The following is a 19,593-nucleotide window of genomic DNA, read 5'->3' on the forward strand; positions in this document are numbered from 1 at the left end:
TCAGGATAAGTAGGAATTCCTTACGCCATTACCGCTCTCTCCACTTTCTAATTCTTCAAGTATTGTTACCACTATATAACTTTTGGTGGATATCAAATCCGGCACTACATTTTATTCTTGAATATTTAGTAATAAATTGATTAAATAATTTCACAATTGTTACATAGGAAGACTTAAGAAATTAATAATGTATGAAGGTAGAAAACTATGGATACACAACGAATTAATATTTGTGATGAAGATGCTAGCTTTGAATGTACTATCCGCTTTCCACCCATAGGCTTTAGTGAGTTTAAAGAATATGTTGAAGAATTTGAATGTAAATTATTATACTTAATATATGAGGATGAGGATAGTGAGGGCGAGGAAAAAGTAATTGGTAAATTACATGGTTACCGTTTTTCTCTTTACGATTGTTACCGGGATTATGACGAAGACAAGGTAGATGCTCTATTACCTTTAGACATACTTGACATGATAGATGATAATGTAGCAAGGTTAATGTGTTTATTTGAAGATGCCTCTTACATAAAGCCTAAATATTTTAAAAAATGGCAGAACATACTTGATCTAGATTTACCAGAAATTACGCCTAATATTATTTTAATTAACCGTGTTGAAGTATTAGCAGAATATAGAGGTAGAAGATTCGGTGAGTCATTGATATCTAACAGTCTGTATACGATAAGTAGAAGAAATGATTTAGTAATAGTAGATGCTATGCCATTACAGTTTTGGCATAAGTCACTCCAAAATAAATGGGAAGAAGAAATGAGACTTGGTGATCTTGAACAAGATAAAAAAAAAGCAAGAGAAACACTAAATAAGTATTATAGAAAACTTGGTTTTAAACAACTTACTAAAGATGGGTTGCTATTTTTAGCCTTACCACAATTACGATTGTAAATTTGGAAGAATTGTGACAAACCACAAATTAGTTATATATCAAAGAAAAAAATAAGGTTACTTTTTATAATAATAAATTAAATTATTGACACGTTAAGTAACTTATCGTAGCATAATCTAGAAAACTTGAAGAGTATAATGAAGGCTTTTAAGATATGATATAATCAATGTAAAAAAAATGATAGCAAGAAGAAATGACTATTTACGTAAGATCGATCAACTTATTGGAGAAAATATTTATTCTCTAAGACTTGCTAAAGGGATGTCACGACAACAACTGGCGTATATACTAGAAGTAACAGGACAGCAGTTACAAAAATACGAAAGAGGCATTAATAGAATATCAATAGGTAGATTAGTTCTTATTGCTAAAGCACTAGATAAAAATATAGAGTATTTTTATAAAGACTTAGAAGATGCTGATACTGTACAGCCAGTATTTGTTGAAAATCAGCATATGCACATAGAGGTTTCAAAGAATTTTATGAAAATTCGTAGTTCAGAGCAGCAGCAAGCTGTTAATGCATTGATACGATCTTTGATTACTAAAGAAGTTGAGACATCATAAACTTATAATTAATAATAGTGCTTGAAAAACAAGATATGGAATAAGAGAAAGCGATAAATAGACACAAGATTTACAACAACTAGTATATCTTGTTAAAATTAAGTCGGATATGATTTTTAAATGCATATAGACGGAAATATGCCTAGATTATGAATACATGTTATTGCCATCTATATGAGGTTTGAGTTTGAAGAGCAATAGATATATTGAGTACAAGTTTGGTTCAAACTAATATCATGCAACAATTAATACAGCAATTCAAATCGTTCATTATTGCTATTATTGTTTTTTTATTTTTTAATATTGGTTTTTATATTTACCTTTTACATCTACAAAAAGAAAAGGAAAAATTAATGCTTGCTGGTTATTTAGATAGTGTTGGTAGTTTATTATCTCATGATTTGACAACAGTCTTCAACAAATCTAGCTATAATAAAACCTTTTTTTTATTTAAAAATTTTTCAAGAACAAATAATGTTATAAGCGAAAATACAATAAAAACCACACCATATACAATTTCTATTAAAAATTCAGCAGAGCAGTTTATATTTGATTTACAAGAACTAAGGGATAATTTAAATAAAATATTTCCCCATTACATAGGTTATGCAATCATAATCAATGATTATAGTGTTGCATTTGGTCTAGACTATAAAAAAAATTTAAATGTAAAAAAAGATTATCAAATTGATTTAAACACAGTTTTGACCATAAAAGTAGGAATTAACAAAAATTCTAAATTTTATCTTTTAAACAACAATAAAGTGTACCAATATACTTTTATAACTGTAGTTTTGACTTTTTTAATTTGCTCATTATTTTTGTATGTTTACCTCAGAATAAAAAAAAGAAGGGTAGAGAGACTTTATATATTAGAGCATGATTTATACGAAGAAAAAAAGATTAATAGTACATTGTTGAGCAACAAAAAAATTAATCAAAAACTAAAGAAGCTCTTTATAAAAAAAGCAACCGAGATGTATATCAAGCAAGAAATGGGTATAAGTGATAAGAAAATAATTCAGAATATATCCCCAAGTAACTATTTATTTCCAATGTGCTTATACGATACATCTCCTGAAAAAATAGATATAGTAAATTTAACTAAGTATTTAGAAGAATATTTTTCTCCTTATTTCATTACAATAGCCTTAAAGGTACAAACTAATATAGACACAATTAATATTAATTGTACGACCGAAGTTTTTTATCAGTTAATTTTTAGCCTTATTTTTAATTTAATGGAATTTATGGATAGGCAGAGTGAAATTCCTAAAATAATGGAAATAAGTTTTACTAACAAAAAAGTTATTATTAAATATGACAGTTTTCCTTTAAACGAAAAAAGAATGGTGGATTTGTCTGAAACTATAGTGTTAGAATATATGGATGTATTTCTACTTAGTTGTCGTAAAATATTCAAATCTCTAAAGGAGCATAAGTTTAAGTACAGTATATCTTCTGATGACGAATCTAATATAGTTGAAATTACTTATCCTATAATAATAGATGAATCAGTACAAAAACAAGTGTTAGATTTTACTAAATATGCGAATAGTATCAGAAAGAAAAAATGAAGAAATATATATTAATAATAATATTAGTTATGTCCAGTATTTCACTTGCTCAAGACCAAGTATCCAATTCTGTTGTACCGGTCACTTATTTTATTAATCACATCAAACAACTAACTCTACTCAAGAATAATTTAACTAAATATGAACAAGCCAGTGTAGTAGGTGTTAGTGGAATGGGGAAGACTCAGCTTGCGAGAATGTATTCTTATGAGAACAAACAGAATTATGATATTATTTGGTTTATTGACTGTAACTTAGATATTAATGAAGAATTGTTGAAGCTAGCAAAAACTATTAATAGCACTTTTAAATCTAATCTAATATCAGAAGATATAACCTTAGTAAAAAAAGAACTAATGGCTTATTTATCCAGTAAGGATAAATGGTTGTTAATATTTGATAATTTAAAGATAAAAGAAAATCATAAGGTACAAGAATTTGTTAATTGGGAACATAATGGTCATGTTATTTTTGCTTCCCAAGATAGCGAGGGATTACACAGTATAATTAAGATGACAGCATTTGATAAGCAAGATGCTATTACTCTTGCCAATAATATTTTAGAAAATAATAATCCAAAATCAGCAGAATTTCTAGCACAAGAATTTGTTGGTTACCCTATCCTTATAGTACAAGGGGTACAATTATTGAACCAAGTACCGGGTTTAAACCAAGAAGAATATAAAAAGAGGATACGAGATTCTGCTGATAAAATTAAATTAAACATTACTCTAGCAATTAAGGAATTAAAGCCAAATGCTAAAAAATTACTAAATAAAATAGCACTAATCAATAACCAAGGTTTTTCTAAGGATCTACTAAGAATTATTACTGATGACAAGAATACTATTGATGATGATATTTATCAACTGTCTAAATTTGCTTTAATTTCTAATACCGATCCAAATGAAACCAATCCTGTTTTTGAAATGCATGATGTTATTGCTAATAAGATAATGGAGATAAATGGAAATAAGAATAATAAAGCTTTTTTAGAAGACATTGTTACTAAATTAATGAACTCTATACCAAGTAGCGTGGTAAAAGCCCATATTTTTAGGAATGCAAAAACAGTGTCTGAAAATCTTGAAATAATCAAAAAAAATGAACAAAAATACAATATTTATGTTTATAAACTTATGGAGTTAAATTTACAATTAATAATAAAATATATTAATTCTTTTGATTTCTATAAGGCAACAGAACTAATTAATTGGTTTAATAAAAATGATCAGGATGGAAAATTCAAGTTATGGTTAATGAACAATAATGAAAAGCGGGTATACGCAGCGTATTTACATATAATAGGACAGTATGGACAATATGGATATTATAGAAGTTCCGATAATAAGACAGCGATTGAATATTTAGTAAGAGCAAAAAAAGTATTAGATAACGTACAAGGATATAACACTTTAAAATTTAATGTATTTTTCAATTTAGCAATGTCTAATATTGTATTAGGGGATATTCAAGAGGTAGAGAAAAATACTCAAATTATCGATCGGATGTTTAATGAAGGTTCTGTTGACAAAATAGATATACCAATGCTGTATTTTGTTAAAGCTAGATTATTTTTTATACAGGGAAAATATCTTGAGTCATTAGAACAAGCTAATAAAACTATGGAGGCATGTATAAAAAATGGATTAAACCAAGATGATCTATTGCTTACACATCTTTATTTATTTAAAGCTGAGGTGTTAAACATCCTTGGACAATATAAAGAGGCCTATGCTCAAGTTGACAAGTTATATGATATGCATAAGCCATCTAAAAAGGAAGACCATGAAGTATTTGGTCGAATCTTTACTGAGATGTCAAGAGCAGAATTGGGATTAGGAAATATTAGGAAAGCTTTAGAATATGCTCAAAAAGCTAAAAATATATTCATTAATGATCCAACTAAAAAAAATGCTAATCTTACGGAATTACAAGACCTACGTTTGGCGAAAGCTTTTGTTGTTGAAGGAGATGCGTTAGCGGCTCTTGGTCAAAATGAGAAAGCAGCTGAATCCTATGCTTCAGCAGAAGTATTATATTATAATAATTATCGGGACAATATGAAAAATGTCGATGAAGTAAGCTACCTGTATTGGGCTGCAGCAAAAGCAACTTGCAATTTACCAAATAAATTTTGGTATATAAAATTTAGCACCCAACTCATAGAAAAATTTGGTGAAAACCACTTTAGAAGTATAGATATTTTGAGTAAGTGTAAAAACTAATAACAATTTGATGTAGAAGTTATTTGTACTACAATAATAAATAATTCGAAGTAAACACAAGGATAAATATTATATTTTGCTAAATATATGAATAATATTATTAGAAAGAAAAAATGAAGAAATATATATTAATAATAATGGTATTAATAATGCCTTATACATCAGTTGCTCAAGTGGAAATATCCAATCTTGTTATACCAGTAAGCTATTTTGTAGATCATGTTAAACAATTAACTTTAGTTAAGAATAATTCGATCAAATATAGACAAACAAGTCTCGTTGGCATTAGTGGTATGGGCAAGACTCAGCTTGCGAGAATGTACGCCTATGAGAATAAAAATAATTATGAGCTTATTTGGTTCATTGATTGCAGTTTAGATATTAATGAAGGGTTTCTAAAACTAGCAAAATCAATTAATGAAAAAGCTAAGACTAATTTAATATCAGAAGATGTAAGAACAGCAAAAAAAGAAGTGTTATCTTACTTATCTAGTAAGAATAAATGGTTGTTAGTATTTGATAATTTAAAGATCAAAGAAAATCATAAGGTGCAAGAATTTGTTAATTGGGAACATAATGGTCATGTTATTTTTGCTTCCCAAGATAGTGAACTATTACCTAATACAGTCAAAATGACGGCATTTGAAAAAAATGATGCTACTACTCTTGCTAATAATATTTTAGAAAAAGATGATCCTAAACTAGCAGAGTTTTTAGTTCAAGAATTTAGTGGTTATCCTATATTGATAGTACAAGGCACACAGTTATTGAACCAAGTACCTGGTTTAAATCAAGAAGAATATAAAAAGAGGATACGAGATTCTACTGATAAAATTAAATTAAACATTAATTTAGCAATTAAGGAATTAAAGCCAAATGCTAAAAGATTACTGAATAAGATAGCCTTAATTAACACCCAAGGTTTTTCGAAAGAACTTCTAAAAATTATTACTGATGACAAGAATACTATTGATGATGATATTTATCAACTGTCTAAATTTGCTTTAATTTCTAATACCGATCCAAATGAAACCAATCCTGTTTTTGAAATGCATGATGTTATTGCTAATAAGATAATGGAGATAAATGGCAATAAGAATAATAGAGATTTTTTAGAAGATATAATTCAAAAAATACCTAAATATAAAGATTTAAAGACCGGACATTTATGGAGGATTTCGAAAACGATACCCGAAAATCTAGAAGTTCTTTTGAAAAATTCTGAAAAATATAATATTAACGTATATTCGATACTTGATTTAAGAGCCGAATTGTTCACTATATATGTTAATACTCAAAACGGCTATAAGGCTCAACAAATGATGGATTGGTTTGAACAAAAAGATAAGAGAGGTGAATTTAAGTTTTGGCTAATGTCCGCATACCAAAAATATTGTTATGGTCGATATTTAGGGTTAATAGGAATTTATAATAGAATATCATTAGGAAATTTTGAAGTAACTATTTCTTATGCTACTAGAGCATTAGAAATTCTAGATAATCTTAAAATAGACTCGCCTATTAAATTTAATCTTGACGCACAAAGATTAAATCTCAACGCACATATAGCTGGATCTCAAGCATCTTTGGGCAATACAAAAATTGCTGAAGAAATCATAGAAAAAATAGAGGAATCATTTACACAAGAGGTTCAAGAAGTCAATATATTTATAATTTATTTTTTAAAATCAAAATTATTGTTTATTCAAGGAAAATATACTGAAACGTTGGAACAAATTGGTAAACTTTTAGTCACCTGTATCCAAAATGGAATGGATAGTAATGATTTATTGCTAACACATGCTTATTTAATTAAATCAGAAGTATTAAGCATCCTAGGCAAGTATAAAGAAGCATACGTTCAAGCAGAACAATTATATGATATGCACAAGCTAGTAAAGAAAAAGGATCATGAAGTATTTGGTCAAATCTTTACTGAGATGTCAAGAGCAGAATTGGGATTAGGAAATATTAGGAAAGCTTTAGAATATGCTCAAAAAGCTAAAAATATATTCATTAATGATCCAACTAAAAAAAATGTTAATCTTACGGAATTACAAGACCTACGTTTGGCGAAAGCTTTTGTTGTTGAAGGAGATGCGTTAGCGGCTCTTGGTCAGAATGAAAAGGCAGCTGAGTCCTATGCTTCAGCAGAAGTATTATATTATAACAATTATCGGGATAATATGAAAAATATCGATGAAGTAAGCTACCTGTATTGGGCTGCAGCAAAAGCAACTTGCAATATACCAAATAAATTTTGGTATATAAAATTTAGCACCCAACTCATAGAAAAATTTGGTGAAAACCACTTTAGAAGTATAGATCTTTTGAGTAAGTGTAAAAACTAATAAAATTTGATAAAATATTCATTTTGGGTCTATCAGAAAGATTGTGTAAGTATGATGTCAGAGTTAGTCCATCTTTGATCGACATTTGCCCATTTTTGGTCATCAGTACCACAAAGTATGGCAAATTGATTCAAGGCAACTGACCAATCTTTAATTGGCATTGTCCACTTCTTTTGAGCGTTTGTCAATGCCAAAAATATTATTTTCTGAATTGATTTATCATCTGGAAATACCCCTTTATTTTTTATAATTTTCCTGATTTGCCGATTGGCTGATTCAATAGTATTAGTAGTATATATTGCCTTTCTAATCCCTTCAGGAAAACTAAAAAGCGGGGCTATACCTGACCAAAGACGTTGCCACATGTCAGAAATTACTGGATATTTTTCGTCCCATTTTTTACTAAAGTTTTGTAGCTCTCTAATCCCTTCCGCCTCGTTTATTGCTGTATAAATTTTCTTTAAATCAGCTGTTACCGATTTTAAATCTTTATATGACACGTACTTGGTAGAATTCCTAACCATATGCACGATACATAATTGTACAATAGTTTTAGGAAAAACACTATTTATAGCTTCAGGAAAGCCTTTTAGACCATCTACACAAGCAACATATATCTTTTCAATTCCCCTATTCTTTAGCTCAGTTACCACTTGCATCCAAAATTTAGAACCTTCATTCTTGCCAACCCAAATACCAAGTAGCTCTTTCTTACCTTCCATATTAACACCTATAGCTATATAAACTGCTTTATTTATTATAGTGTGATTGTCTCTTCCTTTGACATATATGCAGTCAAGATATATTATCGGATATATACTATCAAGGGGACGATTCTGCCAATTTATAATATCCTCCAAAACTCCGTCAGTTACTTTAGATATTAATTCTGCAGATACTTTGGTAGAATAGATTTCCTCTAAATGTCCTTGTATCTCCCTTGTAGTCATACCTCTTGCATACAGAGATATTACCTTCTCATCAAACCCTTTAAATTGTCGAACTCCCTTAGGAATTAATAGGGGTTCAAATTCTCCTTCTCTATCTCTTGGAACATCTACTGTTATATTCCTACCATCTTCATCTATTATAGTCTTTTCATAACTACCATTGCGTCTGTTTTCAGATTCTTTCTCATCCTTGGAATGTTTCTCATATCCAATATAAGATTCCATCTCTTTTTCTAGAATCTTATTAACTAGTTGTTTTTTTAACTCTTGCAATATCCCATCTTTGCCAAAAATTTCTGATGGATTACTTTGTGACAAAAGTTCTGATACTACTTTTTCTACAGATTGATTTATTGTTTTTGTTTTCTTCTTCATATTAACCTCATGTAAGTGTTTTTTCGTAATCTTATTTTTACTACTTTTTTCAACTTACACAATCTTTATGACAGACTCTTCATTTTTGCCCCAAATTTACTTTTTTTGTATGCGTTGTTGTAATATCCAATTAATAAATCTTTTCTCTAATTCTTTTTTGGGTTCGGGTTTCGAGTAATTAAACACTTCTAACATAATATTGACTATATCCACTTCAGTAACTTCTAGCTTAAGATTTTTTACCTCTTCTATTACAGTCTTAAGTACTTTTTCCATCAATTCAAAATCATCATTATTTAAATAATTTTTTGTTTCAATAAAGGGATTATATAAATCTTTAACAGTTACACCTAGTACATCGGCCACTGTTTGTAACAACTCTGCTGAAGGTTTTTTAGATATTCCCTTTAGAATATTGTATATATTATTTTTCTTTAAACCAGCTTTTCTTTCAAGTTCAGTAACTTGGTAATTACGGTCTTTAATAATTTTATCTAAATTTTTTTGTAATGTTGTATATGACATTATGTTTTAAGTAATTCAATTATTTTTTAGTTACATTTATGTTCCACTATGTATTAATTCTCACATAAATGTTTTTTTGTCAAATTTTATATGCATAATTATTGACATTAGCAATAAAAGTATTATACATATAATTCTATATATAGAATTTAAAGGCAGGACATAATTGAACAACATCAAAAGGGATGTTTTTTATTAAAAGCTAATCATAATAAAGTAGAACATGAATTACCAAATATTAGCCTTGACCATTGGAGTATTTAGCCTAATCATCGGACAAATATTATTAATACTACTCTCGGTCAAATGGCTTAATCAAATCAGATCAACCTGTAGCAACATTAAGGTTATTTGCGAGAACTTCTCTAGCATATACATTAAAGCACAAGATGAAATAACAGGTTTGTATAAAAAAACAACAGAGCTAGCTAATAGTACAGTTCAGAAAGAACATCACCTATTACATGCTACCTTTCAGTTAGAAGATACAAATCTGCATCTTAAAATACTACTTGATGAGTTTAAAATATTTGCTAGGTCTAATACTACACTACAGACCAAGAAACAAAAATAATTAACATTAACTAACCCCAGTTGCCAATTAATTTGGTATATTAAAAGGTTCTTCAATCCTTGATTATTTTTGCTTTATTACAGAATTTACCTTGCATATCAAATATTTGTACTACTCCTTCTGTATGAATATCGTGAGCTTTATCAACTAGATATTTTTGCTGTGGTGGAAACCATTGTAACACAAAATAAAGGACAGCGGTTGTAGTAATAGTTGATAAGCTAAGACTAATCGCTACTACAGGAAGGAAATTTTTGCTACGATTAATCCTAAGAGACTCAATATCATCTTTAATTTTGTTGAGATTTTGACTACAGCTATTAATTGCTATAGTCATTTCATCTATTTTAAGTTGGTTGTGACTTTGAATTTCCTCAGCAACTTCAGGGGCTATAGCTATTATGCTTTTATCTAACTTTTCTGGTATTTTGCTTAAGATATAGCACTCCTCACTAAGCTTAGAAAGATTTTTTTTAAAACCTTCCAACTGAATATTAATATTATTACTATATTGCTTAGTGGAATCACTAAAAGATGCTAAAATATCTTGAACCTCCCGTTTAATATATGGTAGTTCTTTAACAAGTTCTATACATGTAGTAAAGTGCTTGTCTACTTTGTCATAAACTGTAGTAAAGTCAGTCGTTATTTTTTTACTCATTTTTTACCATGAATATTCGTTAATGTATTATACTCGTTAGTTATAGCAATCATTTTTTACCATATTCTTGCCTAGCTTCTTGCCACCAAGGTTGATCCTTACGTGGTTCTTGTGATACTACTTGCTCAACATCTGTTATACTTGCTTGGTCATTTGAAATATCAGAAACACTAGCTTCCTGAACATTATGATTATTAATGGAATTATTATAATGTTCAGGAAGCTTACTTGCAGCAACAAAATATGGGTGTTTTTTAGGAACATCCGCCGCTAAAGGCACTTTAATTCTAGCTATTCTAGCTTTTGGCTCAGGTAGTCCAACAAAACACTCTAAATCTGCTAAAGTAGCAAGATCATCGGTAGTGATTAAAGCTTTATGTTTAGTATTTTCACTATAGCTAATACCATCTCGAAACTCATGAGCTCCATAAGAAGTATTTTTTTGGCTAGTAGCATATTCCAGTTGTCCAAATATCTCAGTAATAATTTTAGCTGTAGCTGGCTCATCACTTCTAAAGAGAAACTTAGTAGCAAATTGACCAAAGATACTGCTACCTTGCAACATACCAAAATTATCGAATATTTGATTAATTGATTGAGTAGCACAAAGAACGCACCCTCCATATTTTCGTGATTCTGATATTAAAGTAGGAAAGCTAGGCAAATTACCTAAAGAAGCTAGTTCATCGATGATAAACCACATACGCCTTTTTTCATTGATCCCTATGCCAATTAGACATGAAATTGCTAGTTCAAATAAACAGCTAGTTAGCGGCATTGTAACGTTTCGCATATCTGGTCTGTTACTCAAGAATAACCAAGCGGGACTGCCTTGGGCTACTTCAGTAAAATATTTGGTCAGGGAAAATTTTTTTTCAGAGTCAAATAAGAGATTTAGAGGAGCAGTACTAGTCGCCAGCACTGATAAAATAGAACTAGCAGTAGTCTTATTACTGGCTGTTAAATATCTAGCGGCTACTGTATTAGCTAACTTTTTCTCAAGTGATTGCCTAGAAGATAGCTGTAACATTTTCTGCAGTTCAGTAATTGATTTATTGCCTTCTTTTATTAAGGATTGAACACAAGCACAAAAAATAGTTGCACTACTATTATTCCAAAATGGATCAAAGCCGCTACTAGTCTTCTTGTTAAACTTAAACAGTACTTTAGCAAATTTATCTAACTTTGGATCAATATATTCTGCTTGTTCATGATCATTACTATTATTAGAACTAGTATCAGTCCAAAAATCCCAACTATGAGATCTAGCATCTAATGGATTAAAGATAATATCTCCTCTATCCGGGTTATAATATCTTTCTATCATTTCCCCTGTTTGATCAACGACCAATGCTGGTTGTTGAAAGTTCCTGATTTGCGGAATTAAATTATTAAACAAATTAGTCTTACCAGAACCGGTAGTGCCGATAGCTATAATATGCCTAGTTTCGCTATCTTTAACAAGTCGCATGCTACCTACAATGAATTTACTTGCTTTATTAGCTTTATTTAAATAGTTAGTTATTTCTTTTGCTGACTTAATAGTACTCCCGCTAATTTGTTTTTCTAGTGATACCGACTTACCAAATTTTGTCCACAGCAGAAAGATGCTAACAAAAATAGCAAACATCAAACCAAGGCAGAGTAGTAACTTAGCTTTGATAAAACTAACTAGCTGATAATAATTCTTACTGAATTTAGAGGAAGTCAAGATCAGTTGTGGATCAATATTACTCCTATATAAACCAACATGATTATAGGCATTAATTAGGGTAACATATTTTTTGCCTTTAGGATTGATCATTACCTTAATAGGACGCACACTATTATCAAAGTTACTAGCTAGTAAGGCTTTTTGATAAGTTACAGCAGCAGATAAATCATATAGTTCTAGCTTGGGGTAAGCTAGAACTATGGTAATTATCACACTTACAATGCACGAAATAACAATAGAGCGATTAAATACCTGCAAAAACATCCTGATCTTATGCAAGAATATCTGACCACCACCTATAAAATTATTTAGCATACAATTTGACTAAATTTAAAGTAATAAGTTTATAAAATATATCTTATTTTAAAGACCAACCATTGGTATGTATATTCTCTTAATTTATTATCTATTATAATACATTTTCGATTAACCACTAAGTCCATGATGCTACTTTTCTTGAATATTTTTAACTATCAGCAAATATTATTAATTTACTATAATCATTATTATCAGCAGCTCTTAGAGCTTCTAAATATTGTTTTCTAGTAGCATTATCACAAATTAAATTGCTTCTACCCCAACTAAATCTACGCTCATTATGACTTACTAATATAAAGTCAGCGAAGAGCCTAGAAAACCTTCCATTACCGTTTGGGAATGGGTGGATAAATACCAGCCTATGATGAAATCTTATTGCAGTTTCTCGTAAAGGGTAAATTTTATGTGTTAACTGGTAAATAGTATCATCAAATAATAATTTGAGTTCCTGCCCTATATAAATACTATTTACTCCTATATTGGTTTGAGTTTTTCTAAACTTACCTGCCCAACTCCAAGTATTATCAAACATTTTATTATGTAATTTTTGTGCAAAACTTATTGATAAAATATCTCGCCTTTTTCTCTGTAACACCCATTCCTCTGCTTTTAGAATATTATATTGTTCCCATTCATTTAGCTCACTTTGAGTGGTTAAATGTTTTGGTAATAAATTATTGATTTCATCTTGATTTAAAGGAGTAGCACCTTCAGCGTAAATAAATCTCATTGCCAAATAGTTTTTATATTATTTTTCATTAATTCTTCTTTTAGAATTTCAATTTGCTCTTGCTGTTTTTTATCAATTACTTTTTGTTCTTCCAATATCATCGAATGTGATATTTCCTTTAGCCTATCTATAGCCGTTCTTTCTGCTTGCTCTTCTATAATATTTAGTAAGTTTTTTTCTGGAACTATAGCATAAACTAACTTGCAACCTAGTTGACTTGCGACTTTTTCTAAAGTTGCAAGGGTTGTCTTCATCAATACCTCATCATTTTCTATACGTAAGATTCTTTGTTTGCTAACCCCACACCGACGAGCTAGCTGCTGACTTGTCATACCGATTGCAGTTCTTATGGTTTTTAACCACCCGTTACTTGGTATTATCATATTTTGTAATGGGCTTAATTGATTCATTAGCTGTTTGCAGGTTAATTTTCTTAAAGACCAATTCATAATTATAAACTCATAAGTAAACTTATATATTACTATAACATCATATAAAAACAATATACATATTGTTTTTATATGGATTCAGTACTACAAATAAACTAATGTAAATTTGTAGTACCGTCTTATACCAATTAGCTCCCAAGCCAAGACAATAGTACCTTTCTTGAATATTGCTTATGATAATATGGCTTGGCAGAATGATAAAGTCTTACGGCCTTTTGCCAATCACCATGTTGCAGATATAAATCAGTTAGTAGTTTGGCTGCATATTCAACGTTAGTTTTAGGAGTAAGCATTTCATCAAGACTAGAAAAATGTCTTTTATGCCAGTACCAATTGATTTGCATTACGCCAATATCAATATTTGTATGTCCTTTTCTCAGATAAGAAAGTATATTTTTAGATGCTTCCGCCTTAGACTTGGCAATGAACGCTTTACCACCTAAATTTACTGCATAAACTTTCATTTCAGACTCTACTTCAGCAATAGCTTTCAATAAACCACTTGGAATATTATGTTCTTTTTCAACTGTGCTAATTAATCCCGCTAAATCTTGTGCAAACACCATATTTTGTGAAAAAGCAACTATTATAATAACCAAAATCTTGATTATTTCTTTACTTAAAATATCAAACCATGATATTATCATTTTATACAGCTTAAATCTAAGGTATCTTATGAACTGGATCAAGTCACGGCTAAATAAAGATAATTTTTGGAATTTAATGTTTTGGTGGGGTATGAGTTTTGGTTTGTTTTTAAGTGTATTTTTAGATGAGTATAAATATGTTAGTAATGCCTTATTTTGGATAACCATACTATTAGTTCCATATTTGGTAGCCAAATATAACAAGGTAAAATATACAGAAGATAAAATGTTTTTAAATAGCCAAGGACAAAATTTAATGAATAGGCTACCTAAACAATTATTTTGGATTATTATTGCTATGATTGCAGTTGTTGCATTAACTGGTTCAATACTTGATGCACATTGGAAAGAAGTAAATGATTTTATAGCCTTTCCACTATTATTTTCTATATTCCTTTTTGTTCCTACTTTATATTTCATATATAAAAATTGTCCTATTTCTATTTTATTTAACAAAAATGCTTGGCAAGAAAGAATTATCGGTATGAGAGCAGGAGCGTATAATGCTAATTACTCTACATCTACCTTTAGTTCTAACAATATCTATTACACAGGTATTGAATATCGTAATTTTCCTAGTAATATGTATTATCATAGAAAATAATCTTTCACTTATCAGTTTTTGCTTTAACCTGATGTGCATTTTGATATGCTCCTTTGTTAATTCGAGTTGTCCTTTGCGATCCTTTAGTTGGACCACCTATTGTTTCACCAGCGTTGACTTTATTTAATAGCCATGCAGCTCCTTTTGCAGTTTTCCCCTGCCCAATTCTATCTTCTTCATATTTATTAATTTGTGTTTGTAAGTCTCCATGCTCAAGTATATTTACTTGCTTGATATTATTATATTGTTCAGTATTTTTACCTGTTACTTCTTCAAACTTATTTTTAAGTTTTCCCTCTTTGCCTTTAATATTTGCCATAAATTCTTCATTATTAATACCGCTTTTTGTTGCTATTTCTTTAACTTGTGATTCAGGATTTCTATTAATTCGCTTATCATGTTCATTGCTAAAATCATTTAATGCTTTTTCTGCATGCTGACCCGATACTTGGTGCTTACCACTATTTATTTCAGGTATTAAATTTTGTAATTCTTCAGAGGCTATTTTATTCCATACTTTCATCACGTCAGGATGCTGCTTGTCTACTAGCTTCCTCACAGAGTTTGCATCCATACCAAACTCTATTACGCAGCGGTCTAACACTTCTTGATACATATCCTTGTTAACTGTTGCTGATTCTGATTCAAGTCTGCTTTTTGTTTTGTACCAATTATCTACTGTTTCTTGACGCATTGATACTTGTGCCTCTAATCTTTGTTGCTCTTCATAACTGTTCCTTACTGCATCACTATAATGTTTCTCAGCACTATTATCTTTTCCCCATACTTCACTTGATGCTGCTTTGACTATATTGTTGTAATCTTCATGAGTATTATTTTGTGTTGATGTATCACTATCCTCCATAAAAGACTGATCACTTACATTTCTAGCAGTGAGTGAACCTTCTACACTACCAGAGATACCAATACCAGTAAGTCTTTTTAGTGGAGTAGCCGCAGTCATAGATGCTTTTAACGCTGCATCTGTTGCTTGTTGCCAACTATATCCATATTGTTCTTTAAGAGTTCTGACGTTGTTTACTGCCCGCTGAAGTGACTTGCCTTGCTCTCCCATTGTATCATAATTAAAGCTTTCCCCACTATGTTCACGCTGTGCTAAGTTGGAAACAAAATCAGCTGTTTTGCTCAAGGTGTTACTCTTTGCATCTGATAATGCCCTTTGATCTGACTTCAATAAACTTTCAGACGTGTGTATGCCTTGAGTCACATGATTCTGGGCTGTTTGTTCTAGATTAAATTTGGTGATACCAACAGAAGTGTTAATACCTTGACCGCCACTGTAAATTACGCTACCATCAGGATTATTGCGAGCTATACTACCATCAGCTTGTTGCCAGCTATTGCCACCTTCCACATGTTGCATATTATAGTCCGTCTTATATCCTGACTTCATATATCGCTGATTATTTCCTTCTGAAACATTATCAATGCTTCTATTGCCACTTGCTACCTCTGCTCCTATACTGCCCGATGTTGCTTGCAGTCCACCAATAATTGAGCCAGCTAAATGACCAAGACTGTTAACACCCGATTGCATAATAGCAAATGCCAAAAATGGTATTACCATTTGCAAACCTGCTGCTACTGTTACTATTGTATCAACGTGATTTAGGATTGTGCTGCTACTACTGAAACTTAACATTAAATTTGAGCCAGTTTTTAAATTACTATAAGTACCCATGATCATATTAATAATAGCATTTAATGACGGCCATAATTGTAGTGAGGCAACTAAAGTCAGATAAGAAGTATATTTTGCTATGCCACCACTAAAGATTAACATTGGCACTAAAAACATAAACGAGGCATAGACTATGCATTTTATTACGACTAGTAACATTGGTAAATACAAGCTAGCCATATCACTTGATAATAACCAACCACTTTCTTGGCTGGTTCGAGAACGAGCTACTGCATAGTTACTTGCGGTATAATCAGATATACTGTTAATCATCATTTGCTGCCTTAGTATGTCACCTGCTTTTTGACCACCTCCATAAAGACTACTAATATTTTTCTCGAGAATATTTGATAGGATACTTGATGAACTGCTTGATGACCTAGCTGAAGGGACATAATCTGATCCACCTCTTGCTTTAGCAAATTCTGTATTGGCATTTTTTGATACTACCCTTTTGATCTCTCCATCAAAATAATTCTCAAAGAGATTTGCTGCATCTTGGCAAGTAACATTACGCAGATTCTTACCGTCTCTAATGTAAAGACGGGTCAATGTGCCAGCCTTGCTACTCACTAATTTCCAAATATCAGGAGTATCTATTAATTGTTTAGGAGTAAACTGATAGCCTATCATTGCTGGTAGTACAACACATTGCTTGATAAAAGAACGCATATTTTCTACAAACTCTGGGTCTTTAATACGAACCTGACGTAATTCCTTTTTTAGTCTTGCACCAAATAACATACCATAATTATAATAAGAAAATATAGGTGACGTACTAACAAGAGCTTCTATCGGTGCATATACTTGTTCAAAACCAATAGTGACCAAATGACCAAATTCTTCTAATATGCCAACTGGCAGGGCAAAAGCTATAGGAATATTATCAACCTTACCTATTATTTTACTTACATGATCTTTAATAATCATTTCTGTTTTAGGCAGTAATAATGCATTGATTAATACAATCATACCAAGTACTTTAAGCACATATGCCCGCCACACCATAGAATTATTACTATACGACATTTTTACTGCATAATAACATCCAGTAATTATGCATAGACTATTTACTAAATCTGTATAAAATTCACTATTACGTAACATTGCTAAACCATTTAATACATAGTACAAAGCATCGTAATAACCGTAAGTATGGATTGTTAAATTTAGTTCCATATTTCTTTACCTATTTACCTTACTATCCTTTTCCTACCCAGCTTTTATCCATCCATTTGATTAGTGGACATAAACTCCTGAAACTTCATCTCAAAGTATTTTTCTTCTTGCAACATTCTCATCTTGGTTTGCTCAATAATATTATAACGCCTAAAGGCATTTTCTCTGTTGCTTATCAAAAAGCTAATAGTGTTATTGACTTCCTGCTCAAAGCTGGTAAATACCCCTATATCTGCAAGCTGTAAGTAAGAAAGCTCTGATACTGCTTCAGAAGTTTGTTGTAATAATTTAGTAAGGTAGTTAGTTACTACGTCATAGCATAAGCTTTCAACAAATTCAGCTATCCGTACTGTTAAGTAAGCATTATCAGTATTAGTAGCAAGTTCTCTCTGAATCTTGTTAGTTAGTGGAATGGATGATAAAGCAATTAGATTTTCTTCATCCTCAGTAAAATTACCGTTATTATTCTTTATTTTCTTAACCATAGAAAATAGCATTTGATCAATGCTACCATATAGTGTATCTTTATCTGATAACTTAGTTTTGGCTTTTTGGGGGAGTAAGCATAAGTTTGTTTCACCACACTTATACAGCTCTACATCTACATTACCACTACGAACTCCAATAAACTCCCCTATTAATTCCTTATTAACCAATGATTTTTTATGAGTTATTGAACGACGTCCTTCAGCATCTTTTTTGCCAATAATAGTTCCTGATATGCTCATGAGTAATTCTTTAAAAGTAGTAGCATCTCCTGAGCTACTTATTTTCTTATCAAGAGCCTTCCATACCAAATTAAAATTATCACCAAGTAAACTCTCAAGTTCTTTATTGCTTTTGGTTGGATCACCAGTATCATGTTTTGCCTTGTCTCTAATATCTGCCATATCACTTCCTCTGCCTGTCATTACCAAGTCACTTTGGCGGGTAAGTTCTGCTCCTTTATCCATTTTACTTGCTAGACCATTACTGATCTGAGTAGCCATGTCACAAGAATTAATATTGAATTGGTTGATATTTCTTTGCATTTGCTCTAAGTAAGTCATAATATTCTCACATTGCGGACAGATGGTTTTAATTGCCATAATTGCTGCATAGCCGCCAACATTTTGTACCATTTCTTTAAGAAATCGTTCCATAGCAGCACTTTTCAAAAATGATAATGCTCCACCTCTAAGATCTAACTGTGCTCCACAAGGCAATCCTCCAAGCTTACAACTAGGAGATTGAAAATTAAAAAGCTGTAAATCTTCTATAGGTGGCGACTTAATTAGCACTGATCCGCCAATTATATGACCTGCTAATTGATCTTGTACGATCGCTGATCTAGTTACATTACTCATAGTACCACTTGGCATAACGCTTTTAATTAACTTCTCTATGCCTGCATAACTATTGTTGCTCACTAGTAAGCATATTGCTAATAAGCAATGAATAGATAATCTCCGTATTAACTTTCTAATCATCATTTTCTGCTACCTTAGTTTTTTCTTCAGTTATAGTTAACCCGTTAATGTTCTAGATAGTTTTTC

The 19,593-nt window shown here is 30.8% G+C and carries 16 protein-coding genes; 7 read left to right on the forward strand and 9 right to left on the reverse strand.

The features are described from left to right. Nucleotides 1–207 precede the first annotated feature (207 nt). The 5 genes from ACFEL2_RS05185 (at nt 208) to ACFEL2_RS05205 (ending at nt 7,630) form a co-directional block, all read left to right on the forward strand. The gene (locus ACFEL2_RS05185; RefSeq protein WP_341751190.1) at nt 208–906 is read left to right on the forward strand and encodes a hypothetical protein; all 699 of its coding nucleotides are present in this window, start codon (nt 208–210) and stop codon (nt 904–906) included. A gap of 181 nt (nt 907–1,087) precedes the next feature. Next, nucleotides 1,088–1,474, forward strand: coding sequence for a helix-turn-helix domain-containing protein (locus tag ACFEL2_RS05190; RefSeq protein ID WP_341752314.1), 387 nt, complete (start codon nt 1,088–1,090; stop codon nt 1,472–1,474). Nucleotides 1,475–1,680: 206 nt separating this feature from the next. Next, entirely contained in the window at nt 1,681–3,051 is a 1,371-nt protein-coding gene (locus ACFEL2_RS05195) for a hypothetical protein (RefSeq protein ID WP_375331682.1), read from the forward strand. Continuing rightward, nucleotides 3,048–5,279, forward strand: coding sequence for a tetratricopeptide repeat protein (locus ACFEL2_RS05200; protein WP_375331683.1), 2,232 nt, complete (start codon nt 3,048–3,050; stop codon nt 5,277–5,279). The genes ACFEL2_RS05195 and ACFEL2_RS05200 overlap by 4 nt, the downstream gene beginning before the upstream one ends. A gap of 113 nt (nt 5,280–5,392) precedes the next feature. After that, the gene (locus ACFEL2_RS05205; RefSeq protein WP_375331684.1) at nt 5,393–7,630 is read left to right on the forward strand and encodes a tetratricopeptide repeat protein; all 2,238 of its coding nucleotides are present in this window, start codon (nt 5,393–5,395) and stop codon (nt 7,628–7,630) included. Nucleotides 7,631–7,662: 32 nt separating this feature from the next. On the opposite strand, the gene ACFEL2_RS05210 is transcribed toward ACFEL2_RS05205, so the two are convergent. Both ACFEL2_RS05210 and ACFEL2_RS05215 read right to left on the reverse strand, forming a co-directional pair. Then, entirely contained in the window at nt 7,663–8,955 is a 1,293-nt protein-coding gene (locus ACFEL2_RS05210; RefSeq protein WP_375331621.1) for an IS256 family transposase, read from the reverse strand. Between the two features lie 96 nt (nt 8,956–9,051). Continuing rightward, nucleotides 9,052–9,480 carry a helix-turn-helix domain-containing protein gene (locus ACFEL2_RS05215; RefSeq protein ID WP_341751195.1) on the reverse strand — a complete coding sequence of 143 codons (429 nt, stop codon included), beginning with the start codon at nt 9,478–9,480 and terminating at the stop codon, nt 9,052–9,054. A 223-nt stretch (nt 9,481–9,703) separates the two neighbouring features. Here ACFEL2_RS05215 and ACFEL2_RS05220 point away from each other — a divergent pair, with 223 nt between their 5' ends. Continuing rightward, nucleotides 9,704–10,054, forward strand: a complete 351-nt coding sequence (locus ACFEL2_RS05220) for a hypothetical protein (protein WP_375331685.1) — start codon at nt 9,704–9,706, stop codon at nt 10,052–10,054. A gap of 52 nt (nt 10,055–10,106) precedes the next feature. Here the strand turns inward: ACFEL2_RS05220 and ACFEL2_RS05225 are convergent, their stop codons facing one another. The 5 genes from ACFEL2_RS05225 to ACFEL2_RS05245 form a co-directional block, all read right to left on the reverse strand. Continuing rightward, on the reverse strand, nt 10,107–10,715 hold the full coding sequence (locus tag ACFEL2_RS05225) for a hypothetical protein (protein ID WP_375331686.1): 609 nt from the start codon (nt 10,713–10,715) through the stop codon (nt 10,107–10,109). Nucleotides 10,716–10,764: 49 nt separating this feature from the next. Further along, on the reverse strand, nt 10,765–12,744 hold the full coding sequence (locus tag ACFEL2_RS05230; protein ID WP_375331687.1) for a type IV secretion system DNA-binding domain-containing protein: 1,980 nt from the start codon (nt 12,742–12,744) through the stop codon (nt 10,765–10,767). A gap of 151 nt (nt 12,745–12,895) precedes the next feature. Beyond that, a complete protein-coding gene (locus ACFEL2_RS05235) occupies nt 12,896–13,477 on the reverse strand; it encodes a mobile mystery protein B (RefSeq protein ID WP_341751199.1) in 582 nt (193 codons plus the stop codon). Continuing rightward, complete coding sequence (locus ACFEL2_RS05240) at nt 13,474–13,926, reverse strand: mobile mystery protein A (protein WP_375331688.1); 453 nt, start codon at nt 13,924–13,926, stop codon at nt 13,474–13,476. Before ACFEL2_RS05240 ends, ACFEL2_RS05235 begins: the two co-directional genes overlap by 4 nt. 128 nt (nt 13,927–14,054) lie before the next feature. Beyond that, nucleotides 14,055–14,573 carry a lytic transglycosylase domain-containing protein gene (locus tag ACFEL2_RS05245; RefSeq protein ID WP_375331689.1) on the reverse strand — a complete coding sequence of 173 codons (519 nt, stop codon included), beginning with the start codon at nt 14,571–14,573 and terminating at the stop codon, nt 14,055–14,057. Between the two features lie 28 nt (nt 14,574–14,601). On the opposite strand from ACFEL2_RS05245, the gene ACFEL2_RS05250 reads away from it, so the two are divergent. After that, nucleotides 14,602–15,177 carry a hypothetical protein gene (locus tag ACFEL2_RS05250; RefSeq protein WP_375331690.1) on the forward strand — a complete coding sequence of 192 codons (576 nt, stop codon included), beginning with the start codon at nt 14,602–14,604 and terminating at the stop codon, nt 15,175–15,177. 4 nt (nt 15,178–15,181) lie between these two features. Here ACFEL2_RS05250 and ACFEL2_RS05255 read toward each other — a convergent pair whose 3' ends face one another. Then, nucleotides 15,182–18,058 (reverse strand): conjugal transfer protein TraG N-terminal domain-containing protein, encoded by a 2,877-nt coding sequence (locus tag ACFEL2_RS05255; RefSeq protein ID WP_375331691.1) that lies wholly within the window; start codon nt 18,056–18,058, stop codon nt 15,182–15,184. A 44-nt stretch (nt 18,059–18,102) separates the two neighbouring features. Continuing rightward, complete coding sequence (locus ACFEL2_RS05260; protein WP_341751204.1) at nt 18,103–19,530, reverse strand: conjugal transfer protein TraH; 1,428 nt, start codon at nt 19,528–19,530, stop codon at nt 18,103–18,105. Between the last annotated feature and the right edge of the window lie 63 nt (nt 19,531–19,593).

The sequence above is a fragment of the Candidatus Tisiphia endosymbiont of Temnostethus pusillus genome (genome assembly GCF_964264675.1).
In the GTDB taxonomy this organism is placed as follows: Bacteria; Pseudomonadota; Alphaproteobacteria; order Rickettsiales; family Rickettsiaceae; genus Tisiphia.